The sequence below is a fragment of the Streptomyces sp. NPDC058459 genome (genome assembly GCF_042721685.1).
Classification (GTDB): Bacteria; Actinomycetota; Actinomycetes; order Streptomycetales; family Streptomycetaceae; genus Streptomyces.
Genome location: NZ_JBHXLV010000119.1, coordinates 1 through 20,207, shown reverse-complemented (window position 1 = coordinate 20,207; position 20,207 = coordinate 1). Strand labels below are relative to the sequence as shown.

Annotated in this window: 15 protein-coding genes and 2 pseudogenes; 2 read left to right on the top strand and 15 right to left on the bottom strand. The window is 72.8% G+C overall.

Annotation, left to right across the window (positions count from 1 at the left end; genetic code table 11):
• Positions 1-396 precede the first annotated feature (396 nt).
• Entirely contained in the window at positions 397-1,512 is a 1,116-nt protein-coding gene (locus ACFWN1_RS21255; RefSeq protein WP_384364116.1) for a glycerate kinase, read from the bottom strand.
• A 107-nt stretch (positions 1,513-1,619) separates the two neighbouring features.
• On the opposite strand from ACFWN1_RS21255, the pseudogene ACFWN1_RS21250 reads away from it, so the two are divergent.
• Positions 1,620-1,778 (top strand): annotated as a pseudogene (locus ACFWN1_RS21250) (NUDIX hydrolase); the annotation flags it as partial.
• A gap of 96 nt (positions 1,779-1,874) precedes the next feature.
• Here the strand turns inward: ACFWN1_RS21250 and ACFWN1_RS21245 are convergent.
• From ACFWN1_RS21245 to ACFWN1_RS21205, 9 genes are all read right to left on the bottom strand, one after another.
• A complete protein-coding gene (locus ACFWN1_RS21245; RefSeq protein WP_384364114.1) occupies positions 1,875-2,396 on the bottom strand; it encodes a methylated-DNA--[protein]-cysteine S-methyltransferase in 522 nt (173 codons plus the stop codon).
• 10 nt (positions 2,397-2,406) lie between these two features.
• On the bottom strand, positions 2,407-3,906 hold the full coding sequence (locus ACFWN1_RS21240) for an AlkA N-terminal domain-containing protein (protein WP_384364112.1): 1,500 nt from the start codon (positions 3,904-3,906) through the stop codon (positions 2,407-2,409).
• A gap of 65 nt (positions 3,907-3,971) precedes the next feature.
• The gene (locus ACFWN1_RS21235; protein ID WP_384364118.1) at positions 3,972-4,775 is read right to left on the bottom strand and encodes a methylenetetrahydrofolate reductase; all 804 of its coding nucleotides are present in this window, start codon (positions 4,773-4,775) and stop codon (positions 3,972-3,974) included.
• Positions 4,776-5,479: 704 nt separating this feature from the next.
• A complete protein-coding gene (locus ACFWN1_RS21230) occupies positions 5,480-6,589 on the bottom strand; it encodes a PP2C family protein-serine/threonine phosphatase (RefSeq protein ID WP_384364110.1) in 1,110 nt (369 codons plus the stop codon).
• 482 nt (positions 6,590-7,071) lie between these two features.
• Positions 7,072-7,581 carry an O-acetyl-ADP-ribose deacetylase gene (locus tag ACFWN1_RS21225; protein ID WP_384364108.1) on the bottom strand — a complete coding sequence of 170 codons (510 nt, stop codon included), beginning with the start codon at positions 7,579-7,581 and terminating at the stop codon, positions 7,072-7,074.
• Positions 7,578-8,996: a phytoene desaturase family protein gene (locus tag ACFWN1_RS21220; protein ID WP_384364106.1), complete on the bottom strand. Its 1,419-nt coding sequence runs from the start codon at positions 8,994-8,996 to the stop codon at positions 7,578-7,580. Before ACFWN1_RS21220 ends, ACFWN1_RS21225 begins: the two co-directional genes overlap by 4 nt.
• A gap of 79 nt (positions 8,997-9,075) precedes the next feature.
• Positions 9,076-9,918: an inositol monophosphatase family protein gene (locus ACFWN1_RS21215; protein WP_384364104.1), complete on the bottom strand. Its 843-nt coding sequence runs from the start codon at positions 9,916-9,918 to the stop codon at positions 9,076-9,078.
• Between the two features lie 97 nt (positions 9,919-10,015).
• Positions 10,016-11,836, bottom strand: a complete 1,821-nt coding sequence (locus ACFWN1_RS21210; RefSeq protein ID WP_384364102.1) for a gamma-glutamyltransferase family protein — start codon at positions 11,834-11,836, stop codon at positions 10,016-10,018.
• A 247-nt stretch (positions 11,837-12,083) separates the two neighbouring features.
• Positions 12,084-13,232 carry a S1 family peptidase gene (locus ACFWN1_RS21205; protein ID WP_384364100.1) on the bottom strand — a complete coding sequence of 383 codons (1,149 nt, stop codon included), beginning with the start codon at positions 13,230-13,232 and terminating at the stop codon, positions 12,084-12,086.
• A 341-nt stretch (positions 13,233-13,573) separates the two neighbouring features.
• Here ACFWN1_RS21205 and ACFWN1_RS21200 point away from each other — a divergent pair, with 341 nt between their 5' ends.
• A complete protein-coding gene (locus ACFWN1_RS21200; protein ID WP_384364099.1) occupies positions 13,574-14,245 on the top strand; it encodes a hypothetical protein in 672 nt (223 codons plus the stop codon).
• Between the two features lie 140 nt (positions 14,246-14,385).
• Here ACFWN1_RS21200 and ACFWN1_RS21195 read toward each other — a convergent pair whose 3' ends face one another.
• The 5 genes and pseudogenes from ACFWN1_RS21195 to ACFWN1_RS21175 all read right to left on the bottom strand — a co-directional run.
• Positions 14,386-15,405, bottom strand: coding sequence for a TIGR03842 family LLM class F420-dependent oxidoreductase (locus ACFWN1_RS21195; RefSeq protein WP_384364097.1), 1,020 nt, complete (start codon positions 15,403-15,405; stop codon positions 14,386-14,388).
• A gap of 11 nt (positions 15,406-15,416) precedes the next feature.
• A complete protein-coding gene (gene hydA / locus ACFWN1_RS21190; RefSeq protein ID WP_384364095.1) occupies positions 15,417-16,820 on the bottom strand; it encodes a dihydropyrimidinase in 1,404 nt (467 codons plus the stop codon).
• A 247-nt stretch (positions 16,821-17,067) separates the two neighbouring features.
• A complete protein-coding gene (locus ACFWN1_RS21185; RefSeq protein ID WP_384364093.1) occupies positions 17,068-18,351 on the bottom strand; it encodes an aspartate aminotransferase family protein in 1,284 nt (427 codons plus the stop codon).
• On the bottom strand, positions 18,348-19,190 hold the full coding sequence (locus ACFWN1_RS21180) for a nitrilase-related carbon-nitrogen hydrolase (protein ID WP_384364091.1): 843 nt from the start codon (positions 19,188-19,190) through the stop codon (positions 18,348-18,350). The genes ACFWN1_RS21185 and ACFWN1_RS21180 overlap by 4 nt, the downstream gene beginning before the upstream one ends.
• Positions 19,191-19,347: 157 nt before the next feature.
• A pseudogene (locus ACFWN1_RS21175) lies at positions 19,348-20,207 on the bottom strand (hypothetical protein); the annotation flags it as partial.

The window sequence follows — 20,207 nt, the reverse complement described above, 5'->3', positions numbered from 1 at the left end:
CTGCCGGTCCAGGGCCCCTTCGCCTTGCCTCGGGCGTCGGGGCGGGCCGCTCGGTGCGGTCTTCCGGCAGGACGGCGAGGGGCCCATGCACGCGGTCGGGGCGTCCGTGCGGGGGCGGCTCGGCGTGGTGTCCGGGTCGGGCGGCGCGGGGCCTTCGCTCCTGCTCCGGGGTGTCGACAGGACGCGCTTCAGCGATGCCGCGGCACCGGGCATGCCCTGGGCCGGGCCCCGTGGCTTCCCTGCCGCGGGGCCTTCAGCCCGCCGGTCGGCATCAGGCGCCACGCGGACGCCGCCGGACTCTTCATGACCTCCCCGGCGCGCAGCTCCTGCGATGCCCGGCCAGTGTCACGCACCGCGCAGACGCCGCGCCGCGAAACCCGGCCGCCAGGATCGGTCTCACGCTCCGCGCAGATGCCGCTCGGCGATGCTCGCCGCCAGGGTCTCCAGCAGGGGGCCCGCCTGAGCGATGCAGGTCGCGGGGTCGGGTTCCAGGGACGTGAGGGGGTAGGCGGCCGTGATACCGGCCTTGTGGAGGGTCTCGGGGGACAGGGTCAGACGGCCGCACACCGCGATGACCTCCTTGCCCGCCGCGCGGGCGGCCGCGGCCACGCCGGCCGGGGCCTTGCCGTGGAGGGTCTGCCCGTCCAGGGCGCCCTCACCCGTGATTACCAGGCCGGCACGGGCCAGGGCCTCCGCGAAGCCCAGAACCTCCAGCATGACCTCGATCCCGGCACGGAAGCGGGCGCCGAGGAGGAGGGCCGCGTAGCCGACGCCGCCCGCCGCGCCCGCGCCGGGCCGGTCCGCGAGGCCGGGTGCCAGGGCGGTCGCGAGGCGCGTGAGGGCGTCGTCGAGGAGGGTCACATCGGCCGGGGAGGCGCCCTTCTGCGGGCCGTAGACGGCGGCGGCGCCGTGCGGGCCGGTGAGGGGGTTGTCCACGTCGCCGGCCAGGATCAGCTCGACCGAGGCGAGGCGGGGGTCGAGGCCGGTCAGGTCGGCCTCGGCGAGGTCGGCGAGTCCGCCTCCGCCCGGCCCTACCGGCTCGCCCCGCTCGTCCAGGAACCGCGCGCCGAGTGCCGTGAGCATCCCGGTCCCGCCGTCCGTGGTGGCGCTGCCGCCGACGCCGAGGACGACGGTACGGGCGCCCGAGTCCAGCGCCGCCCGGAGCAGTTCCCCGGTGCCGTGGGTGGACGCGGTGAGCGGGGCGAGGGTGCCGGCCGGAAGCCGGCGCAGGCCGCTCGCCTCGGCCATCTCCACGACCGCGGTGTCCCCCCGTACCGCGAACGCGGCGGTCACCGGATGCCCGAGCGGCCCGGCGACCCGGGCCTCCCGGCGCTCGAAACCGGCCGCGAGGGCCGCGTCCACCGTGCCGTCCCCGCCGTCCGCCACGGGCAGCGTCTCGACCTCGACACCCGGCACGGCCCGCCGCAGCCCCGCCGCCACGTGCGCGGCGGCCTCGGCGGCCGTCAGCGACCCCTTGAACTTGTCCGGGGCGACGAGCACCCTTCGGCCCACACCGTTCACCACTGCGCGTCCCTTCCGCTCGTTCACCGTGCCCTGACAGGTCGGCGCGGCTGTCCACCCTAAGGGGTGAGATCAACACCCATGGTTACCCCGCCTGGATGAGCACCTCTGACGACTTCGCCACGTACATCGCGGGCCTGCCGCGCGTCCTGTCCGCCGCCGCGACCCTGTTCCGGGACGCGGCGGGGCGGGTGCTGCTGGTCGAGCCGAACTACCGGGCGGGGTGGGGGCTGCCCGGCGGGACGATCGAGTCGGACGTCCCATGAGGCCTGCGGCGCGTCATGGGACGCCGGTGGGTGCTGCCCGCGCCGCTCCTCGGCGCGGTCGCCGCGGTGGGCGGGGCGATCGGCGGCTCAGGGCACCGGCTGGAACAGCACCCCCGCGTCCGCCCGCCCCGGGCCCCGTTCGAAGGCCAGGAGGCTGCGCTTGCGGTCCAGGCCGCCGCCGTAGCCGGTGAGGCTGCCGTCGGAGCCGACGACGCGGTGGCAGGGGACGATGATGCCGACCGGATTGCGCCCGTTGGCGAGGCCGACCGCGCGGGAGGCGCCGGGGGTGCCGAGCACCAGGGCCAGTTGGCCGTAGCTCCGGGTCTCCCCGTAGGGGATCTCGTTCAGCTGCTCCCACACGCGGCGCTGGAACGGGGTGCCGTGCAGGCCGAGCCGGACGGTGAACCGCCGGGTCTCACCGGCGAAGTAGGCCGTCAACTGCTCCTGGGTCTCGCCGAAGACGCGCAGGGAGTCGTCGCGCGGGCCGAAGGTCTCCTCGGCCGGGCGGTGCCGCTGATCGGTCATGTACAGGCCGCACAGGGCGTCGTCGGCGTCCGCGACGAGGGTCAGCGGCCCGTAGGGGCTGTCGGTCACGGTGTGGTGTCGCAAGAGAAGTCCTTCAGGCCGGGAGGAAGTTGACCGGGTGGCTGTCGGTCGCCCACAGGTACTGCACGGCGTAGGCGCGCCAGGGGCGCCATTCCTCGGCGCGGGCGGTGAGGGCGGCGGGGGTGGCGGGCAGGCCCAGGGTCTGGGCGGCGCGCCGGACACCGAGGTCGGTGGGGAGGAAGGCGTCGGGGTCGCCGAGGGCCCGCATGCCGATCACGTCGGCGGTCCAGGGGCCGAAACCGGGCAGGGCGAGCAGGCGGGTGCGGGTCTCGGCCCGGTCGGCCTCGACGCCCAGGTTCAGCGTGCCGTCGGCGAGCGCGGCGACGAGCGTGGTGAAGGTGGTGCGCCGGGTGCGCGGCATCGCGAGGGTCTCGGGGTCCACGGCGGCCAGCGCGTCGGGGTCGGGGAAGAGGTGGGTGAGGCCGCCCCCGGGGTCGTCCAGGGGCTTGCCGTGCGCGGTGACCAGCCGGGCCGCGTGGGTGCGGGCGGCGGCCGTGGACACCTGCTGCCCGAGCACCCCGCGTACGGCGAACTCCGCCTCGTCGACCGTGCGCGGCACCCGGCGCCCCGGTCCGGCGTCCACCAGCGGGGCGAACACCGGGTCGGCGCGCAGCCGCTCGTCCACGGCGACCGGGTCGGCGTCGAGGTCGAGGAGTCTCCGGCAGCGGCTGATGGCGACGGTGAGGTCCCGCAGGTCGCTCAGGCTGATCCGGCAGCCGATGTGGGTCTCCCCCGGGCTGAGGGCGACGATGCCGTGCCCGTACGGCAGCCGCAGCGTGCGCCGGTAGGCGCCGTCCCGCCATTCCTCCACGCCGGGTACGGCGGTGGCGGCGAGGTGGCCGAAGAGGTTGCTCGGGTTCAGCGGGGCGCGGAACGGCAGCCGGAGCGTGAGCGTGCCGGCGGTCCCGGCCGCCTGGGCGCGGGGTGCGCGGGCGCGCAGGTCGGTGGGGGCGAGGGCGAAGACCTCAAGGACGGTGTCGTTGAAGGTGCGGATGGAGGAGAACCCGGCGGCGAAGGCGATCTCGGCCATGGGCAGCGCGGTGGTCTCGATCAGCAGCCGCGCGGTCTGGGCGCGCTGGGCGCGGGCCAGGGCGAGGGGCCCCGCACCGAGTTCGGCCAGCAGTTGCCGCTCGATCTGGCGGGCGGAGTAGCCGAGCCGGGCGGCGAGTCCGGGCACGCCCTCGCGGTCCACGACCCCGTCCGCGATGAGCCGCATGGCGCGGGCCACCAGGTCGGCGCGGTGGTTCCACTCGGGGGAGCCGGGGGTGGCGTCGGGGCGGCAGCGCTTGCAGGCGCGGAACCCGGCGCGCTGGCAGGCGGCGGCGCTCGGGTAGAAGGTCATGTTCTCGGCCTTGGGCGGAACCGCTGGGCAGCCTGGGCGGCAGTAGATACGGGTGGTGAGCACGGCGGTGAAGAACCAGCCGTCGAACCGGGTGTCCTTGGACCGCACGGCGTGCACGCATTGATCCCGGTCGAGGACGGGGGGCCTGCTGCTGTCGGTGGCGTTCCGCATGGGTCAAGCATCGGGCAGTGCGGCGCCTGCGGCTGGCGAGATTCCGACATGCATGTCGGGCGGGGTCAACCCCGGTCCTGCCGGTACCGGGTGATCCACTCGGCGGTCGGCCGGAGCCCGCCGAAGGTGTAGAAGTGCAGCTTGACCGTGCCGTGGCGGGCCGGGTCGTAGCCCGCGGCCAGGTCGTCCACGAAGCGGTCCGGGCCCGCCGTGCCCATGAGGCTGGTCAGCGACAGCCCGTACTTGCGGGCGACCGTGGCACCGGTGCCGACGCCGAACCGGGTCGCGTACCCGAGCAGCCGCCGCACCCCCGCCGGGCCGGGCACCCCGACCCGCACCGGGAGGTGCACCCCGCGCCCGCGCAGGGCCTCCAGCCAGGTGAGGACGGCGTCGGCGTCGAAGCCGAACTGGGTGATGATGTCGCCCGCGAGCCCCGCCTCCTCCAGCGCGGCCGCCTTGCCGATGAGCGCGGACCACAGCGCGTCGTCGCCGATCGCCGGGTGCCCCTCCGGGTAACCGCAGACACCGGCGTGCCGTACGCCGTACCGCTGGAGCAGCCCGCTGCGGATCACGGAGAGCGCGTCCTCGTAGGGTCCCTCGGGGCGGGCGGGGTCGCCGCCGACCACGAAGACGTTCGCCACGGCGCCTTCCTCGGCGAGCCCGGCGAGGAAACGTTCCAGCTCGGCGCTGGACGGCAGCCGCCGTGCCGACAGGTGCGGCACCGGTACGAACCCGGACTCCCGTACCGCCCGCGCGGCCGCGAGCCGCATGCCGGGGTCCTCGCCCGCGAGATAGGTGATGTTGACCCGGGTCCCCGGGGTCATGCCGTCGCGCGCCTCGGCCAGCCGGGGCACGTCCTTGCCGGTCATCTCCAGCGACACCCCGTCGAGCAGCACCCCGGCCCGGCCGGGCACCCCGAGAACCCTCTCCGTCACCCCACGCAACCCCTTCTCCACCGGAACCCCGGCCGATGATGCCATGGCGCCGGGGCGGGGCGGGCCACGGGTCCGCTGCCTGGGAAGGCCGGGCGGATACGAAAGCACGGCTCACGTGACCGGGGGTGGGGCCGGTCGTCGGCTGTGCGTGGGGCAGGGGCTGGGGCGGGCGCGGGTGGCCGGGGTCGTTCCGGTGCCGCGTGTCCCGACGTACGAACAGCGGGAGCCCCCACGGTGCCCCTCGCCGGAGTCCTCCCCGGAATCCGGGCCCAGCTGCCCGCGCCGTGCGCGAGACGAGCGCCGGACCCGCGTGAACGCCCGCCTGTCCTCGGCGATCCCGGCCCCGGGCACAGCGACCGAGGCGCGGTCTGTTCCTCGTGTCGGCGTTGGCGTCGGACTGGGGCACCGATGGGCGGCGCTGGGGGAAGGTCGTCCGGGCCGGCTTGGAGGAACGCGGATGACCATCGGAGAGACGCCAGGCCCCAGCCTGGCTTCGAGCGCACCTGTCCCAGTTGATCGACCTGTTCGGCACGGACGGGTGCCTGCGGGTCAGCACGACGTCTGCCGACGCCCTTACTGACCGGGCGAGTGCCGGCGCCGACGCAAAGATGCCGAGCACGCCGGACTGGCCGTTGATTTCACAGGCGCACGATGACCAGGGCGGTGTCATCGCTGGCACCATCAGGGGGAAGCAGATCATCGAGCACTGCGTCGGCAAGGGTTTCGGGTTCCGCTGTCCGGTGGCGGGTCAGGGAATCGGAGAGTCGGGCGATGCCGACATCGATATCCTCGCGCCTGCGCTCCACAAGGCCGTCGGTGTAGAGCACCAGGACCGCGCCTTCCTGGAACTCGGTGACAGCGTGAATCCGGGGGGCGCCGTGCAGAGGAGCACCCAGGGGAGGGTCGGTGGCGTCGTCCAGGAATGTCACGGTGCCATCGCTCTGCAGGAGCGCCGGTGGGGGGTGGCCGGCGGTGCTGTAGGTGATGGTGTGGGTGTCCCAGTCGATGAAGATCATCGCCACGGTGGTGTTCTCGGCGCCGTCGACGGTGCGTGCGTACAGCTCCAGGACTTCCAGGGCGTGGGCGGGACTCTTCGCTGTGAGGGAAGAGGCGGTGAGGGCGCTGCGTAGTTGTCCCATGACGGCCGCTGCGGGCAGGCCATGGCCGACGACGTCGCCGACAGCGACGGCGCTTCGGCCGTCAGGAAGCTCGATGAGGTCGTACCAGTCGCCGGCCACATGCAGTGCTTCGGCCGCGGGACGGTAACGTACGGCAGCCAGGTGGCCGCCGACCGGGCGGGGCGCCGGAAGCATGGCTTCCTGCAAGGTGAGCGCGACTTCGCGGGCGCGGATGAGTTCAGTGACATCCTCCATCCGGTGCATCAGCAGCGCCAGGCGCCCGTCGGAGCCGAATATGGGAACGTCGGTCATGTTCCAGTAGCGCTCATGCCACAGGCCGGGCCGATCGGGGTCCTCGAGGTCGTAGCGCTGCAGGTCCACCGTGTTGGGTCGACCGGTGTCCGCGACCCTGCGCAGCGACGCCAGGATTCTGAGCAGCAGAGGCTCGGCCGGGTCCTTGCCGGGCAGGTCATCCGGCAGGAAGCGACCGACCAACTGCTCTCGCGCGAGGCCCCGGAGACGGACGAACTCCGGGTTGGCGTCCGCGTAGCTCAGCTGCGGAGTAACCAGCGCCACTGCCCCGGGGAGGGAGCTGAACACAGCCTCGTAGTCGATCTCCGGTTCCGACATGATTTTCCTGCCTCGCCGTCGCCGTTGTTTGCCTTTCCAGGTTACGAGGGGAGCGTGACCGCGCGCGCTCCGGCGCATTGATCAGGACTCGGTCCGCTCCTCACTGACTCACAGCCAGCGCGCTGATCATGTCCTCGCCGCTCCCGCAGCGGCCTGACCTTCAAGATCCGCGTCGCGGCGGGCGGCGCCGCTGCCGCCCGCTCGTGTTCGTCCTCGGGCCGGGCCGGGGCGCCAGGCCGGGCCGGGGACGCGGCCCGCATTTGGCCAATGCATGAGCCGATCACGGGTGCGCAGAATGATCGGGCCGCCCTGAACGGCAGCAGAGCTGGTGCCGGCTGACCAGGCCCGCTCGGCTCGGGCGATCCGCCACGATCTCGGGTGCACCGGATTCCGGGCGGTCATCCCGGAACACCCGCCGACCGCCTTGCTGTGCACCGGAAACGGCTGCCTGAGCGCCTGGCCCACCGGACTCTCCGAGCCCCTCACCCCACCACCCCCTCGAACACCCCGAACGCCCCTCCGTCGAACAACACGAACCGCACCTCCTCCACCCCCGTATCTGCGGCCCGTACCGTCTCCACCGCGACCCGTGCCGCCTCCTCCATCGGCCACCGGTACACCCCCGTAGAGATCGCCGGGAACGCGACCGTCCGCGCCTCCATCTCATCCGCCACCCGCAGCGACTCCCGATAGCAGGACGCCAGCAAGGCCGGATCGGAGCCCGGTCCCTGCCACACCGGCCCCACCGTGTGGATGACCCACTCCGCCGGAAGATCCCCCGCCGTCGTGGCGACCGCCTCGCCCGTGGGAAGGCCACCGCCGTACTGGGAGGCGCGGAGGTCGCGGCAGGCAGCCAGGATCGCCGGTCCGCCCCGCCGATGGATCGCCCCGTCCACCCCTCCCCCACCCAGCAGGGACGAGTTCGCCGCGTTCACGATCGCGTCCACCCGCTGCTCGGTGATGTCGCCCTGGACAAGCGTGATCGTGGTCATGGTTGCCTCAGCCTCCTCCAGACTTCCTTCGCCGCGTTGTGGCCCGACATGCCGTGTACCCCGGCGCCGGGGGGAGTGGCGGAGGAGCAGAGGAAGACGGCGGGGTGGGGGGTGCGGTAGGGGAAGAGGGTGGGGCGGGGGCGCAGCAGGAGTTGGAGGCCGTCCACCGCGCCGCAGGCGATGTCGCCGCCGATGTAGTTCGCGTTGCGGGCAGCCAGTTCGGGTGGGCCGGCTGTGGCTCGGGCCAGGACTCGGTCGCGGAAACCCGGGGCGAAACGCTCCAGTTGGCGTTCGATCCCGTCCGTGAGGTCGCCCTGCCAGTTGTTCGGGACGTGGCCGTAGACCCAGAAGACCTGCTTGCCCTCCGGAGCGCGGGTGGGGTCGGCCACGCTGGGCTGGACCGTGATCAGGAACGGCGGGTCCGGGGCGCGGTCCTCGCGGGACGCGGCCCGCAGGGCGCGGGCGATCTCGGCGCGGTTCGCGCCCAGCTGGACCGTGCCGGCTGCGCGGGCCTCGGGGGCGGTCCACGGGACCGGGCCGTCCAGGGCGTAGTCGATCTTGAAGACGCTGGGGCCGTAGCGGTAGCCGTCGTAGTAGCTGCCGAAGCCTGCGATGCGGGCCAGGGCGGTGGGTGAGGTGTCGAAGATGTAGGCGCGGGCCGGTGGGAGGTCGTCCAGGCGTTTGACCTCGTAGTCGGTGTGCACCGTGCCGCCCAGGTCGACCAGGTACGCCGTCAGCGCGTCCGAGATCGACTGGGAGCCGCCCAGTGGCACCGGCCAGCCCCGCGCGTGTGCGGCGAGTGCGAAGACCAGGCCGATCGCGCTGGTGGCGAATCCGCTCAGCGGGGCGATCGTGTGGGCGACCAGGCCGGAGAACAGGGCCTTGAACCGCTCGTCGTGGAAGCGGCTCATCAGGGCCGTCGCGGGCGGCAGGCCGGCCAGGCCGAAGCGGGCCAGGGTGACCGGGTCGCGCGGCAGTGCGGTCAGCGGCAGGGACATGAAGTCCCGCAGGAGGGTGTCCCAGCGGTGCAGGAACGGCGTGATCAGCCTGCGGTACGCGCCCGCGTCGCGCGGGCCGAAGGACGCCGCCGTCTCCGCGACCGAGCGGGCCAGCACCGCCGCGCTGCCGTCGAGGAAGGGGTGGGCCATCGGCAGCTCGGGGTGCAGCCAGCGCAGCCCGTACCGCTCCAGCGGCATCGCGCGGAACGCGGGGGAGTTGACCCCGAGGGGATGCGCGGCCGAGCAGGGGTCGTGCCGGAAGCCGGGCAGTGTCAGTTCCTCGGTGCGGGCGCCCCCGCCCACGGTGGACCGCGCCTCGAAGACGGCCACGGAGAAGCCCCGGCGGGCCAGCTCCACGGCGGCGGTCAGCCCGTTCGGCCCCGCTCCCACCACGACCGCGTCCAGCATCGACGGCACCTTCCGACCCCCTCGTCAGTCGATGGCAACTCGGATCAAGCATAGGCCGGGGCACCCGCGCAGCCCTCGGCCACTCCCGTCACCCCGTGCGCAGCAGCTCCCCCACCCTGCGGGCCGTGGTGGCGTCGCGGGCGGCGGTGAACGGCAGCGCGTTGCCCCCGGTTATCCGGAACGGCTCTCCGGTGAGGGTGAGGTGGGCGCCGCCCGCCTCCTCCACCAGCAGCAGGCCCGCCGCGTGGTCCCAGGCGGCCTCCCAGGAGAAGGCCACGGCGTCGGTCTCACCCCGGGCTATCGCCAGGTACTCCAGACCCGCCGAGCCACAGGAGCGCGGGGCTACCCCGTCGGTCCACAGGGCCCGCAGCGCGCGCTTCTGGTCCTCGGTGGTGTAGTCCGGGTGCGAGACGGCGACCGTGAGGTCCCGGCCCGGCGCGGGCGGCCCGGCGAACAGCCGCTCCCCGTCCAGGAAGGCGCCCTGACCGCGCATGGCGGTGGCGAACTGGTCCCGGACCGGCGCATGGGTCCAGGAGGCCAGCACGGTACCCCGGTGGGCCAGCGCGACCAGGGTGCAGAAGCCGTCGTTGCCGTGCACGAACTGGCGGGTGCCGTCGACCGGGTCGATGATCCACACCGGTGCGTCGCCCCGGACGGCGTCGTACGTCGCCGGGTTCGCGTGCACCGCCTCCTCGCCGACCACGGCGGCGCCGGGCAGCAGGGCGCGCAGCTCCTCGGTGAGATACCGCTCGGCGAGCCGGTCGGCGTCGGTCACCAGGTCGTGCGGCCCGCTCTTCTGGTCCACCTCGTGCTCGGCCAGGCGGCGGAAGCGGGGCAGGATCTCGGTGGCCGCGGCCTTGCGGATCGCCTCCTCCACGTCGGCGGAGTGGTGGGCGAGAAACTCCTCGATGGTTCCGGTGTCGTCGATCATGTGTCCATGAGACCACGGTCCGCCGATATCCCCCTCTCGGCTGTGGATAACCTCCCGGCCCGCAGGTGAGCCCGGCCGCGCACACCGGCCGCACCGCTCAGCGGCCCACCGCGTACCCCTGCATCCCGCGCGGATCGGCCCCGGCGGACAGCACCCCGGTGGCGGGATCACGGGCGACCGCGCACAGCCGGCCCTCCGACCAGGCCGGGCCCACGGTCACGTCGTGCCCCCGGCGGCGCAGCTCGGCGACCACCTCCTCAGGCATCCGGGACTCGACCGTCACGCTGCCGGCCCGCCAGCCGCGCGGGTGGAACGAGCTGGGGAAACCGTCGTTGTGCCAGTTCGGGGCGTCGATGGCGCCCTGGAGGCCGAGCCCGCCCCGGACCGGTGCGCGCAGGGCCGCCGCGAGGAAGAAGTGGGTCTGCCACTGGTCCTGCTGGTCGCCGCCGGGGGTGCCGAAGGCGAGCACCGGCACGCCGTCCCGCAGGGCGAGCGACGGGGAGAGGGTCGTACGGGGGCGGCGGCCCGGCGTCAGCGTGTTCGGCAGGCCCTCCTCCAGCCAGGTCATCTGGAGCCGGGTGCCGAGCGGGAAACCCAGTTCGGGCACGACCGGGTTGGACTGGAGCCAGCCGCCGCTGGGCGTGGCGGCGATCATGTTGCCCCAGCGGTCGGCCACGTCGAGATGGCAGGTGTCCCCGCGCGTGGTGCCGTCGGCGCTCACGGGCGGCTCGGCGGCCATGGCCACGGTGGGCTCCCCGACCCCCGCCCCGGCTCCCGTCCCCACCCCGGTCCCGTCGCCCGGCACGCGCGCGTGGGCGAGATCCGGCAGCCGGGGTGTACGCCCGCCGGGGCTCCCCGGCCGCAGCTCCCAGGACGCGTCGGCGCCGATCAGGTCCCGCCGGCCGGTGTTGTACTCCGCCGACAGCAGCTCGGTGAGTGGCACCTCGTCCGCGTCGCCGTACCACGCCTCTCGGTCGGCCATGGCGAGCTTGCAGCCCTCGATCAGCAGGTGGACATAGTCGGCGCTGCCGTACGGCGGGAGGTCGGCCGGGAGGAGGGCGAGCTGCTGGAGGAGCGCCGGGCCCTGGCTCCAGGCGCCCGCCTTGCACAGGGTCCAGCCCTGCCAGTCGTACGTGGCCGGAGCCTCGTAGGTGGCCGTCCAGCCCGCGAGGTCGGACTCGCTGAGGGTGCCGGTGTGACGGGCGCCGCTGGAGTCGAGGGTGGGGCGGCGGGACTGGCTGAGCAGCGCCTCGGCGATGAAGCCCGTACGCCACACCGCGCGGGCGGCGTCGATACGTGCCTCCCGGTCACCCGCGCCCGCCGTCTCGGCCAGCAGGCGCTTCCAGGTGGCGGCGAGGGCGGGGTTGCGCAGCAGCTCGCCGGGGCGGGGCGCGCGGCCGCCGGGGAGGTACACCTCGGCCGAGCCGGACCACTCCGTCTCGAACAGCTCCCGGACGCTCTCCACGGTCGCGGTGATGTTCTCGACCGGCGGGTGGCCGTGCTCGGCGTAGCCGATGGCGTACTTCAGCACCTCGTCCAGAGGTCTGGTGCCGTGGTCGCGCAGAAGCAGCAGCCAGGCGTCGAAGGCGCCGGGTACGGCGGCGGCGAGGGGGCCGGTGCCGGGGACGAGGTCCAGCCCGAGGCCCTGGTAGTGCGCGACGGTGGCGCCCGCCGGGGCGACACCCTGCCCGCAGAGGACCTGTACCTCGCCGTCGGCCGGGGCGAGCAGGATGGGCACCTCGCCCGCCGGGCCGTTCAGATGGGGTTCCACGACGTGCAGGACGAAGGCTCCTGCCACGGCCGCGTCGAAGGCGTTGCCGCCGTCCTCCAGCACGGCCATGGCCGACTGCGAGGCCAGCCAGTGGGTGCTGGACACCATGCCGAAGGTGCCCTGGAGGGTGGGACGGGTGGTGAACATGCGGCCTCTTCTCTGCACGGACTCTTCTCTGCACGGACCCCTCCGCGCACCGGCTCTTCCCCGCCCGGTGACTCACGCAGGATGAAACTCGTTCCGCCGAGTCCGACGCAAGAGGGGCCGACCCAAGAGCGGCCGATCCAAGAGCGGCCGACCCAGGAGCGGCCGGCGCAAGAGGCCCCCACGAGCCAGCACGTGAGAGGGCCCCGCGAGCAAGCGCGCCCGCGGGGCCGTCGTGCGAGAGCGGAACTCAGGCCGTGTGCAGCCTCAGCCCGTACCGGCCCAGGATCTCGTTGATCGGCTGGAACCAGGTCTCGCCGCCGGTGGAGCAGTTGCCCCAGCCGCCGGAGGTGACGCCCTGAGCCTGGTCGCCGCTGATGAACGCGCCCCCGGAGTCACCGCCTTCGGCGCACACGTTGGTCTTGGTGAGCTGGTACACCGCGCCCTGCTTGTAGTTGACGGTCTCGTTCTGGGCGAGGACGCTGCCGCAGTGCCAGTGGGTCGTCGAACCGGAGCGGCAGACGGAGGTGCCGGGCGGCGCCACGTTGGAGCCGCGCACCAGCTGGTCGGAGACGGTGCCCCAGCCGAGCACGACCGGTACGGTCCACCAGCCGCTGCCCACGTTGACCCAGGCGTAGTCGTTGTCCGGGAACGACGAGCCCTGGAAGTTGCCGATGTAGGACCCGTCCCAGCCGTAGACGGCGGCGGACGGCTGGCCGCAGTGGCCGGCGGTGACGAAGCCGCCGTACACCGAGAACCCGATGGAACAGCGGACGTTGCCCGTGTAGTACGGGTCTCCGCCGACCGTACCGGCCGCCAGGGTGCTCGCGGAATCGGCGACCTTGTTGACGGTGACCGGACCCGCCCGGCGGGCGTCGGCCAGGAAGCGCTGGACATCGTCATCGGCGGCCTTGGAGCGGACCACGTCGATCACGACCGACCCGGCGCTCGGGTCGACGTGCCAACTGGTCACCGAATGCGGTGCCTTGAGGTGGTCGACGCGTGCCTTGGCCGCGTTCAGCTCGCGAGCGCTGCGCTCCACCGTGCGGACGGTGGCCCCGGCGTCCTGGAGCTGCTGGCGGACGCTCGCGGAGGCGTCGTCGGTCACGGCCACGGTCAGCCGGTTGCTCTTGGCGTCGAACCAGGAACCGCCGTACGCCGCACCGGCGGTGGCGCGGGCCTTCGGGTCCAGGTCGGTGGCCACGCGTTCGGCCTTGAGACGGGCCTCGGCCTGGGTCTTGGTGAGCCCGAAGTCGTGCTGCATGGCGGTCAGCAGGTTCTTGGAGGCGAGGGGTTCGCCGGCGTTCTGCGCGGCGGCGGGGAGGGTGCCCGCCGCGGAGAGACCGCCGAGCATGAGGAGTGCGGCTGCGGCGGCGCGCATGACTTTCTTGCGTCTCATGGGGAGTTGCCCTTCGTCGTTCCAACGAGGTGGGGGTGGAACAGCCGATTTCTGAGAGCGCTCTCATCAGTGCGGGGCAGAGCCTAGCGGCACCTCCACAACAGGTCCATGCCCATCACAAGCCCTTCGTTCCGGCCGTGGGAGCGGAGTGGACGGCGCAGTGGGACCGGAGCGGACGGCGGGGCGATATGCACCGTTATGCAACTCCCCGGCGCCCGGCCCCAGTCACGGGTCGAGTACACAGCGAGTTCGGGCTTCCGCGTCGCGCGTCCCTCGTGTGAGACTGGCGTCCCCCGTCCCCGCAGCCCTCTTCCGTCCTCCCTCCCCACGAGAAGTGCGCCGTGAGTCCTCTGCCTCTGCCGCTCGCCCTCACCGCTCGTCTGTCCCCGGTCGTCGTGCTGGCCGTCGCGGGCTGGGCCCTCAGTTCGGGTCCCGCCGCCACCGCCGACTCCGGTACGGGACAGGGAAGTCAGGTGGCCACCCACGCGTCCGCCGCCCCGGCCGCGTCCTCCGCCCCGCCGGCCGCGAAGACGTACGACGCCGCGCCCGCGCCCTGTAGCGGCGTGCCCGCAGCCACCGTCAAGTCCCTGGTGCCCGGCGCGAAGACGGCGGGCAAGGAGATACCTTCCACCGACACCCAGCTGCGCCGCACCTGTTCCTGGAACGCCCTCAAGGGCTACGACTACCGCTGGCTGGACGTCTCCTACGAGGTGGCCGCCACCGACGAGGCGGCGGAGAAGGAGTACCAGCAGCGGGTCACCGAGAAGAGCGGTGGCGGAGCCGTGCCCGGCCTCGGTGACGGCGGCTACTCCGTCGTGAACCTCACCACCGAGGACAAGCAGCAGACCCGCGAGGGCGTGGTGCTGGCCCGCGTCGCCAACGCCCTGGTGGTCGTCACCTACAGCGGCAGCGACTTCGAGAGCAAGAAGGCCCCGGAGACCGCCACCATCAACAAGGGTGCCATCAAGGCGGCCAAGGACGCGGTAGCGGCTCTGCGGAGCGGCGCCAAGTAAGAGAGACGTCCCGGCGGGCGCACCTCGACCGCCGGGACTCCGAGCGTCAACTCACCGCGTCAGTAGTCCTCTTGCCGCTCGCCGGCGTCAGTGCCACGTACAGCACCACGGGAAGGGGGAGTTCGATTCGCCTGCCGTGCTCAGGCGTCGAGGGCGGGGATCACCTTGGCGCCGTAGGCGTCGATGGTGGCCTCCTGCGCGTCGTGCATGTCGTACACCGCGAACTGGTCGACGCCCAGGGCACGCAGCGCCCGCAGTTTCTCGATGTGGGTCTCGACCGGGCCGATCAGGCAGAACCGGTCGACGATCTCGTCGGGCACGAACTGGGTGTCGGGGTTGCCGCTGCGCCCGTGGTGGGCGTAGTCGTACCCCTGACGGGCCTTGATGTACTCGGTGAGTTCGTCCGGGATCTGCGCGGAGTGCTCGCCGTAGCGGGCGACGAGGTCGGCCACGTGGTTGCCGACCATGCCGCCGAACCAGCGGCACTGTTCGCGGGCGTGGGCGAGGGCCTCGGGCGAGTCGTCGTCGGTGACGTAGGCGGGGGCGGCCACGCAGATGGTGACCTCGTCCGGGTCGCGGCCGGCGGCGACGGCAGCGTCCTTGACGGCCCTCACCATGAACTCGGTGAGGTAGAGGTCGGCGAGCTGGAGGATGAAGCCGTCGGCCTCCTCACCGGTCATCTTCAGCGCCTTGGGCCCGTACGCGGCCATCCAGACCGGGAGTTCGGCACCGGGCTCGACCCAGGGCAGGCGGATGGGGGTGCCGCCGAGGTCGGTCTCCTCGCCCCGGCCGAGGGCGCGGATGACCTTCATGGCCTCGCTGATCCGGGCGAGGGTGTTGGGCTTGCGGCCCGCGACCCGCATGGCGGAGTCGCCCCGGCCGATGCCGCAGACCGTGCGGTTGCCGTACATGTCGTTGAGGGTGGCGAAGGTGGAGGCGGTGACCTCCCAGGTGCGGGTGCCCGGATTGGTGACCATCGGGCCGACGGTGAGCCGCTCGGTGTGCGCCAGGATCTGGCTGTAGATGACGAACGGCTCCTGCCAGAGCACGGCCGAGTCGAAGGTCCAGCCGTGGGTGAAGCCGTTGTGCTCGGCCCGCTTCATCAGGTCGATGACGCGGGAGGCGGGCGGGTCGGTCTGGAGTACGAGTCCGAAGTCCATGGGCACCGGTCCTAGTTGAGGTACTGACAGGTGGAGCGCGGGGTGTAGACGCCGTGCCCGGCGTGGCCGGTGTACTGCCGGTCGGTGATCACGGGTACGCCGCGGGAGAGGACCGTCTCGACCCGGCCGGTGATCCGCTTGCCCTCGTACGCCGAGTAGTCGACGTTCATGTGGTGCGTCTCGGCCGAGATGACCTGCTCGGCGTGCGGGTCGTAGATCACCACGTCGGCGTCGGCGCCGGGCGCGACGGTGCCCTTCTTCGGGTACAGGCCGAACATGCGGGCCGGGGTGGCGCAGGCGATCTCGATCCAGCGGCGGCGCGAGATGTGGCCGTCGACCACGGCCTGATGGAGGAGGTCCATGCGGTTCTCCACGCCCGGCATGCCGTTGGGGATCCTGGAGAAGTCGCCCCGGCCCAGCTCCTTCTGGCCCGAGAAGCAGAACGGGCAGTGGTCGGTGGAGACCACCTGGAGGTCGTTGGTGCGCAGGCCACGCCACAGGGCCGCCTGGTGGTCCCGGGGCCGCAGCGGGGTGCTGCACACGTACTTGGCGCCCTCGAAGTCCGGCTCGGCGAGGTTGTCGGTGGACAGGAAGAGGTACTGCGGGCAGGTCTCACCGAAGACGTTCAGCCCCTCGTCGCGGGCCCGCGTCAGCTCCGCCACCGCCTCCTGCGCCGAGACGTGCACCACGTACAGGGGCGCGCCGGCGACCTGGGCGAGCTTGATCGCGCGGTGGGTGGCCTCTGCCTCCAGCAGGGCCTTGCGGACCTCGCCGTGGTAGCGGGGGCCGGTCTCGCCGCGCGCGAGGGCCTGCTCGACCAGGACGTCGATGGCGATGCCGTTCTCGGCGTGCATCATGATCAGCCCACCGTTCCCGGCGGCGCGCTGCATGGCGCGCAGGATCTGTCCGTCGTCGGAGTAGAAGACCCCCGGGTAGGCCATGAACTGCTTGAACGAGGTCACCCCCTCCTCGACCAGCAGGTCCATCTCCTTGAGCGTCTCCTGGTTCACATCGGAGACGATCATGTGGAAGCCGTAATCGACGGCGCAGTTGCCCTCGGCCTTCTGGTGCCAGGCGTCCAGGCCCTCGCGCAGGGTGCCGCCGACGTTCTGGATCGCGAAGTCCACGATGGTGGTGGTGCCGCCCCAGGCGGCGGCGCGGGTGCCGGTCTCGAAGGTGTCGGCGGCACAGGTCCCGCCGAACGGCATCTCCATGTGGGTGTGGCCGTCCACGCCGCCCGGGATGACGTACCTCCCGGTCGCGTCGATCGTCCGGTCCGCGGTGAACGCCTCGGCGGCGGGGGTTTCGGAGGCGGCGAGGGCGGCGACACGGCCGTCCTCGATCAGTACGTCGGCGTGCATCTCGTCGGAGGCGGTGATGACGAGACCGTTGCGGATGAGGGTGCGGCGGCTCATGGGGTCCTCTCCTTCGTGGTCTGCTGCGGGTTCGCTGTGGCTGGTCGCGCAGTTCCCCGCGCCCCTCTGGAAGCCGCTCGCCGGCGCTCCTACGGTGCCGTCAGCGCGCCGTACGCGTTCGGCTCACGGTCCCGCCCATGTCCGGCCGGCGGCGCCGCCGAGCATCCGGTGCAGCACCAGGCCGTTTCCGCCGGCCGGGGCGCATGCCGGAACTCCGAGGTCATGGTCACCTGCCGCACCTCGTTCTCTAGTACGTGCTCCCCAGCGCGTCATCGAGGACGGCCGCGCCCTCCTCGGCCTCCGCGACGGTGAGCGTCAGCGGCGGGGCGATGCGCAGGACGCTGGTGTCGTGGCCGCCGCCCTTGCCGATGAGCAGGCCGTTCCTGCGGGCGGTCTCCATGACGGCGGCGGCCGCGGCCGGGTCGGCCTCGTCGGTGCCCGGTTTCACCAGCTCGACGCCGATCATCAGACCCCGGCCGCGCACCTCACGGACCCCGGGCAGTCCGGCGGTGACCCCGCGCAGCAGCTCGATGAGCAGGCCGCCGACCCGGCGGGCGTTGCCCTGGAGGTCGTGTTCGAGGTGGTAGGCGAGATTGGCGAGGCCGCCCGCCATGGTGATCTGGGTGCCGCCGAAGGTGGAGATGCTGTTGGCGTCGACGCAGTTCATGATCTCGGCCGGGGCGATCACCCCGCCGATGGACATGCCGTTGCCGATGCCCTTGGCGAAGGTGACGATGTCCGGCGGGCCGTTGCGGTCATGCGCCTGCCAGCCCCAGAAGTGCTCGCCGGTGCGGCCCCAGCCGGTCTGGACCTCGTCGGAGATCCACAGCACGCCGTGCTCGTGGAGTACTTCACGGAACGCCGCGTACAGGCCGTCCGGCGGGGAGGTGAAGCCGCCGACACCCTGGACGGGTTCGGCGATCAGCGCGACCGGGGGCCGGGTCTGGCCGAGGAGGTCGCGCAGGTCGGCCACGCAGGCGTTGACGAACGCCCGGTCGTCCAGGTCCGCGTACGGGCCGCGGGTGCGGACACCGCCGTGCACGTAGAGGGTCTGGAGCGGGGAGAGGGAGGTCGGGGACCAGGTGCGGTTGCCGGTGATGCCGACCGCGCCGAAGGAGCGGCCGTGGTAGCTGTTGCGCATCGCCAGGACGGTGTTGCCCTGGCGGTATGTGGTGGCGAGCAGCATCGCCGTGTCGTTGGCCTCGGTGCCGGAGGTGGTGAAGAAGACCCGCGCGTCCGGGATGCCGCTCAGCATGGCGATCCGCTCGGCCAGCTCGACCATCGGGCGGTTCAGGTAGAGCGTCGAGGAGTGGATGATCCGGCCGGCCTGTTCGCTGACCGCCTTGGTGACCTCGGGCAGGGCGTGGGCGGTCATGGTGGTGAGGATGCCGCCGAAGAAGTCCAGGTAGCGGTTGCCCTGGGCGTCCCAGACATGGCGGCCCTCGCCGTGGGTGATCTCCAGCGGGTCGTCGTAGTAGAGGGCGAGCCAGTCGGGCAGGACGTCGCGGTGGCGGGCGTGCAGGTCGTTCACGGGTTCACCAGGCCCTCGTAGGCGTCGGGGCGGCGGTCGCGGTAGAACGCCCACTGCTGCCGGACCTCGTCGATGAGGTCGAAGTCCAGGTCCCGGACGAGGAGTTCCTCGGCCTTGTCGTCCCCGACCTCGCCGACGAACTGGCCGCGCGGGTCCACGAAGTACGAGGTGCCGTAGAAGTCGTTGTCGCCGTACTCCTCCTGGCCGACGCGGTTGATCGCGGCGACGAAGTACTCGTTGGCGACGGCCGCCGCGGGCTGCTCCAGCTGCCAGAGGTGGGAGGAGAGACCGCGATGGGTCGCCGACGGGTTGTAGACCAACTGGGCTCCGTGAAGCCCCAGTTGACGCCAGCCCTCGGGGAAGTGCCGGTCGTAGCAGATGTAGACGCCGACCTTGCCGACCGCCGTGTCGAAGACGGGCCAGCCGACGTTGCCCGGTTTGAAGTAGTACTTCTCCCAGAAGCCCTTGACCTGGGGGATGTGGTGCTTGCGGTACTTGCCGAGGTAGCTGCCGTCCGCGTCGATCACGGCGGCGGTGTTGTAGTAGAAGCCGGAGCCGTCGATCTCGAAGACCGGGGCGACGATCACCATGCCGGTCTCGCGGGCCAGTTCCCGCATCCGGGTCACGGTCGGGCCGTCCGGCACGGGTTCCGCCCAGCGGTAGTGCTCCGGCTCCTGCACCTGGCAGAAGTAGGGGGCGTTGAAGACCTCCTGGAACCCGATGATCCCCGCGCCCCGGCGCGCGGCCTCGCGGGCGTGCTCCTCATGCTTCTCGATCATGGACTCGGTGTCGCCGGTCCAGGTGGCCTGAACCAGTGCGGCACGTACGACGTTGGCCATGAGCTGCTCCTTCGACGCGGCGTCCGAGCCTCTACGCCCGCAGAAAAGGGCTGTAGAGGGACGAAAGTAGGCCTCTTGGACGCCCTTGCCAAGACCATCGTCACCAACCCGCTGATTCGGTCCCGTTTCACACCCCGGCGGGTGAGCGGGGTGCCGGTCAGAGGGTGATCCCGGCGGCCCGGAGGGCGTACACGAGGTCCCGGTGATGGTCCTCGGAGACGTGCCGGGCCGCCTCCAGGAGGAGGGGGGCCAGCCGGTCGGGGTCCCCGGCGGCGATGCGGGCCGCGTCCTCGGGGGTACGGGTGCGGACGCCGGCGTCCAGGAGGGCGCGGGCGGCTCCGTGCCGCCCCTCCGTGTCGAGCCGCGCCACGGCCGCACCGGTCTCCTCGGGTGGGCGTGCGACGCCCTCACGCAGCAGGCGGTCGCCCTCCCGGGCATGGCCGGACGCCTTCAACGCGGCAGCGGCGGATGCCAGTTGCCCTGGCGGCAGCGCGGCCGCCTCCCAGCGGAAGGTGGCCCAGTCGGCGCCGAGACCGGCCCGCGCCAGGGCCACGGCGAGCAGCGGGAAGCGGACGGCGGGCCAGTGGGCGGCTTCCACCAGGAGTATGTGGGCCTCACCCGTACGGCCCGTGGAGCGGAGGGCGGCGAGCGTCGTGACGGCCTGGGCCACGGCACGGTGATCGTCGGCGTCGGGTACGGGTTCCGCGTGCTGGTCGTCTCGCGTCCCTCCCGCCTCCGCCTCGGCTCCGGCGAAGCGGGCGCCCCGGAGGCCGGCGGCGGCCTGCGGGGCGCCGGGCGGGGCCGGCGACGCGGTGGGCTCGTCGTCCAGCCCCGCGAAACGGGCGCTGCCTCGGCGGCGTTTGCGCGGCTTGGCGGACGCGGGGCGATCGGGGGTGGCGCCGCTGCCGGCGGCGGCAACGGTGGCTGCTGGGCGGTCGGGGGGCCTGGGGACGTCCGCGTGGACGCCGGGTACCGGCCGGCCGTCGGAGGCGGAGTCCGGGGCGGGGAGGTGGCGGG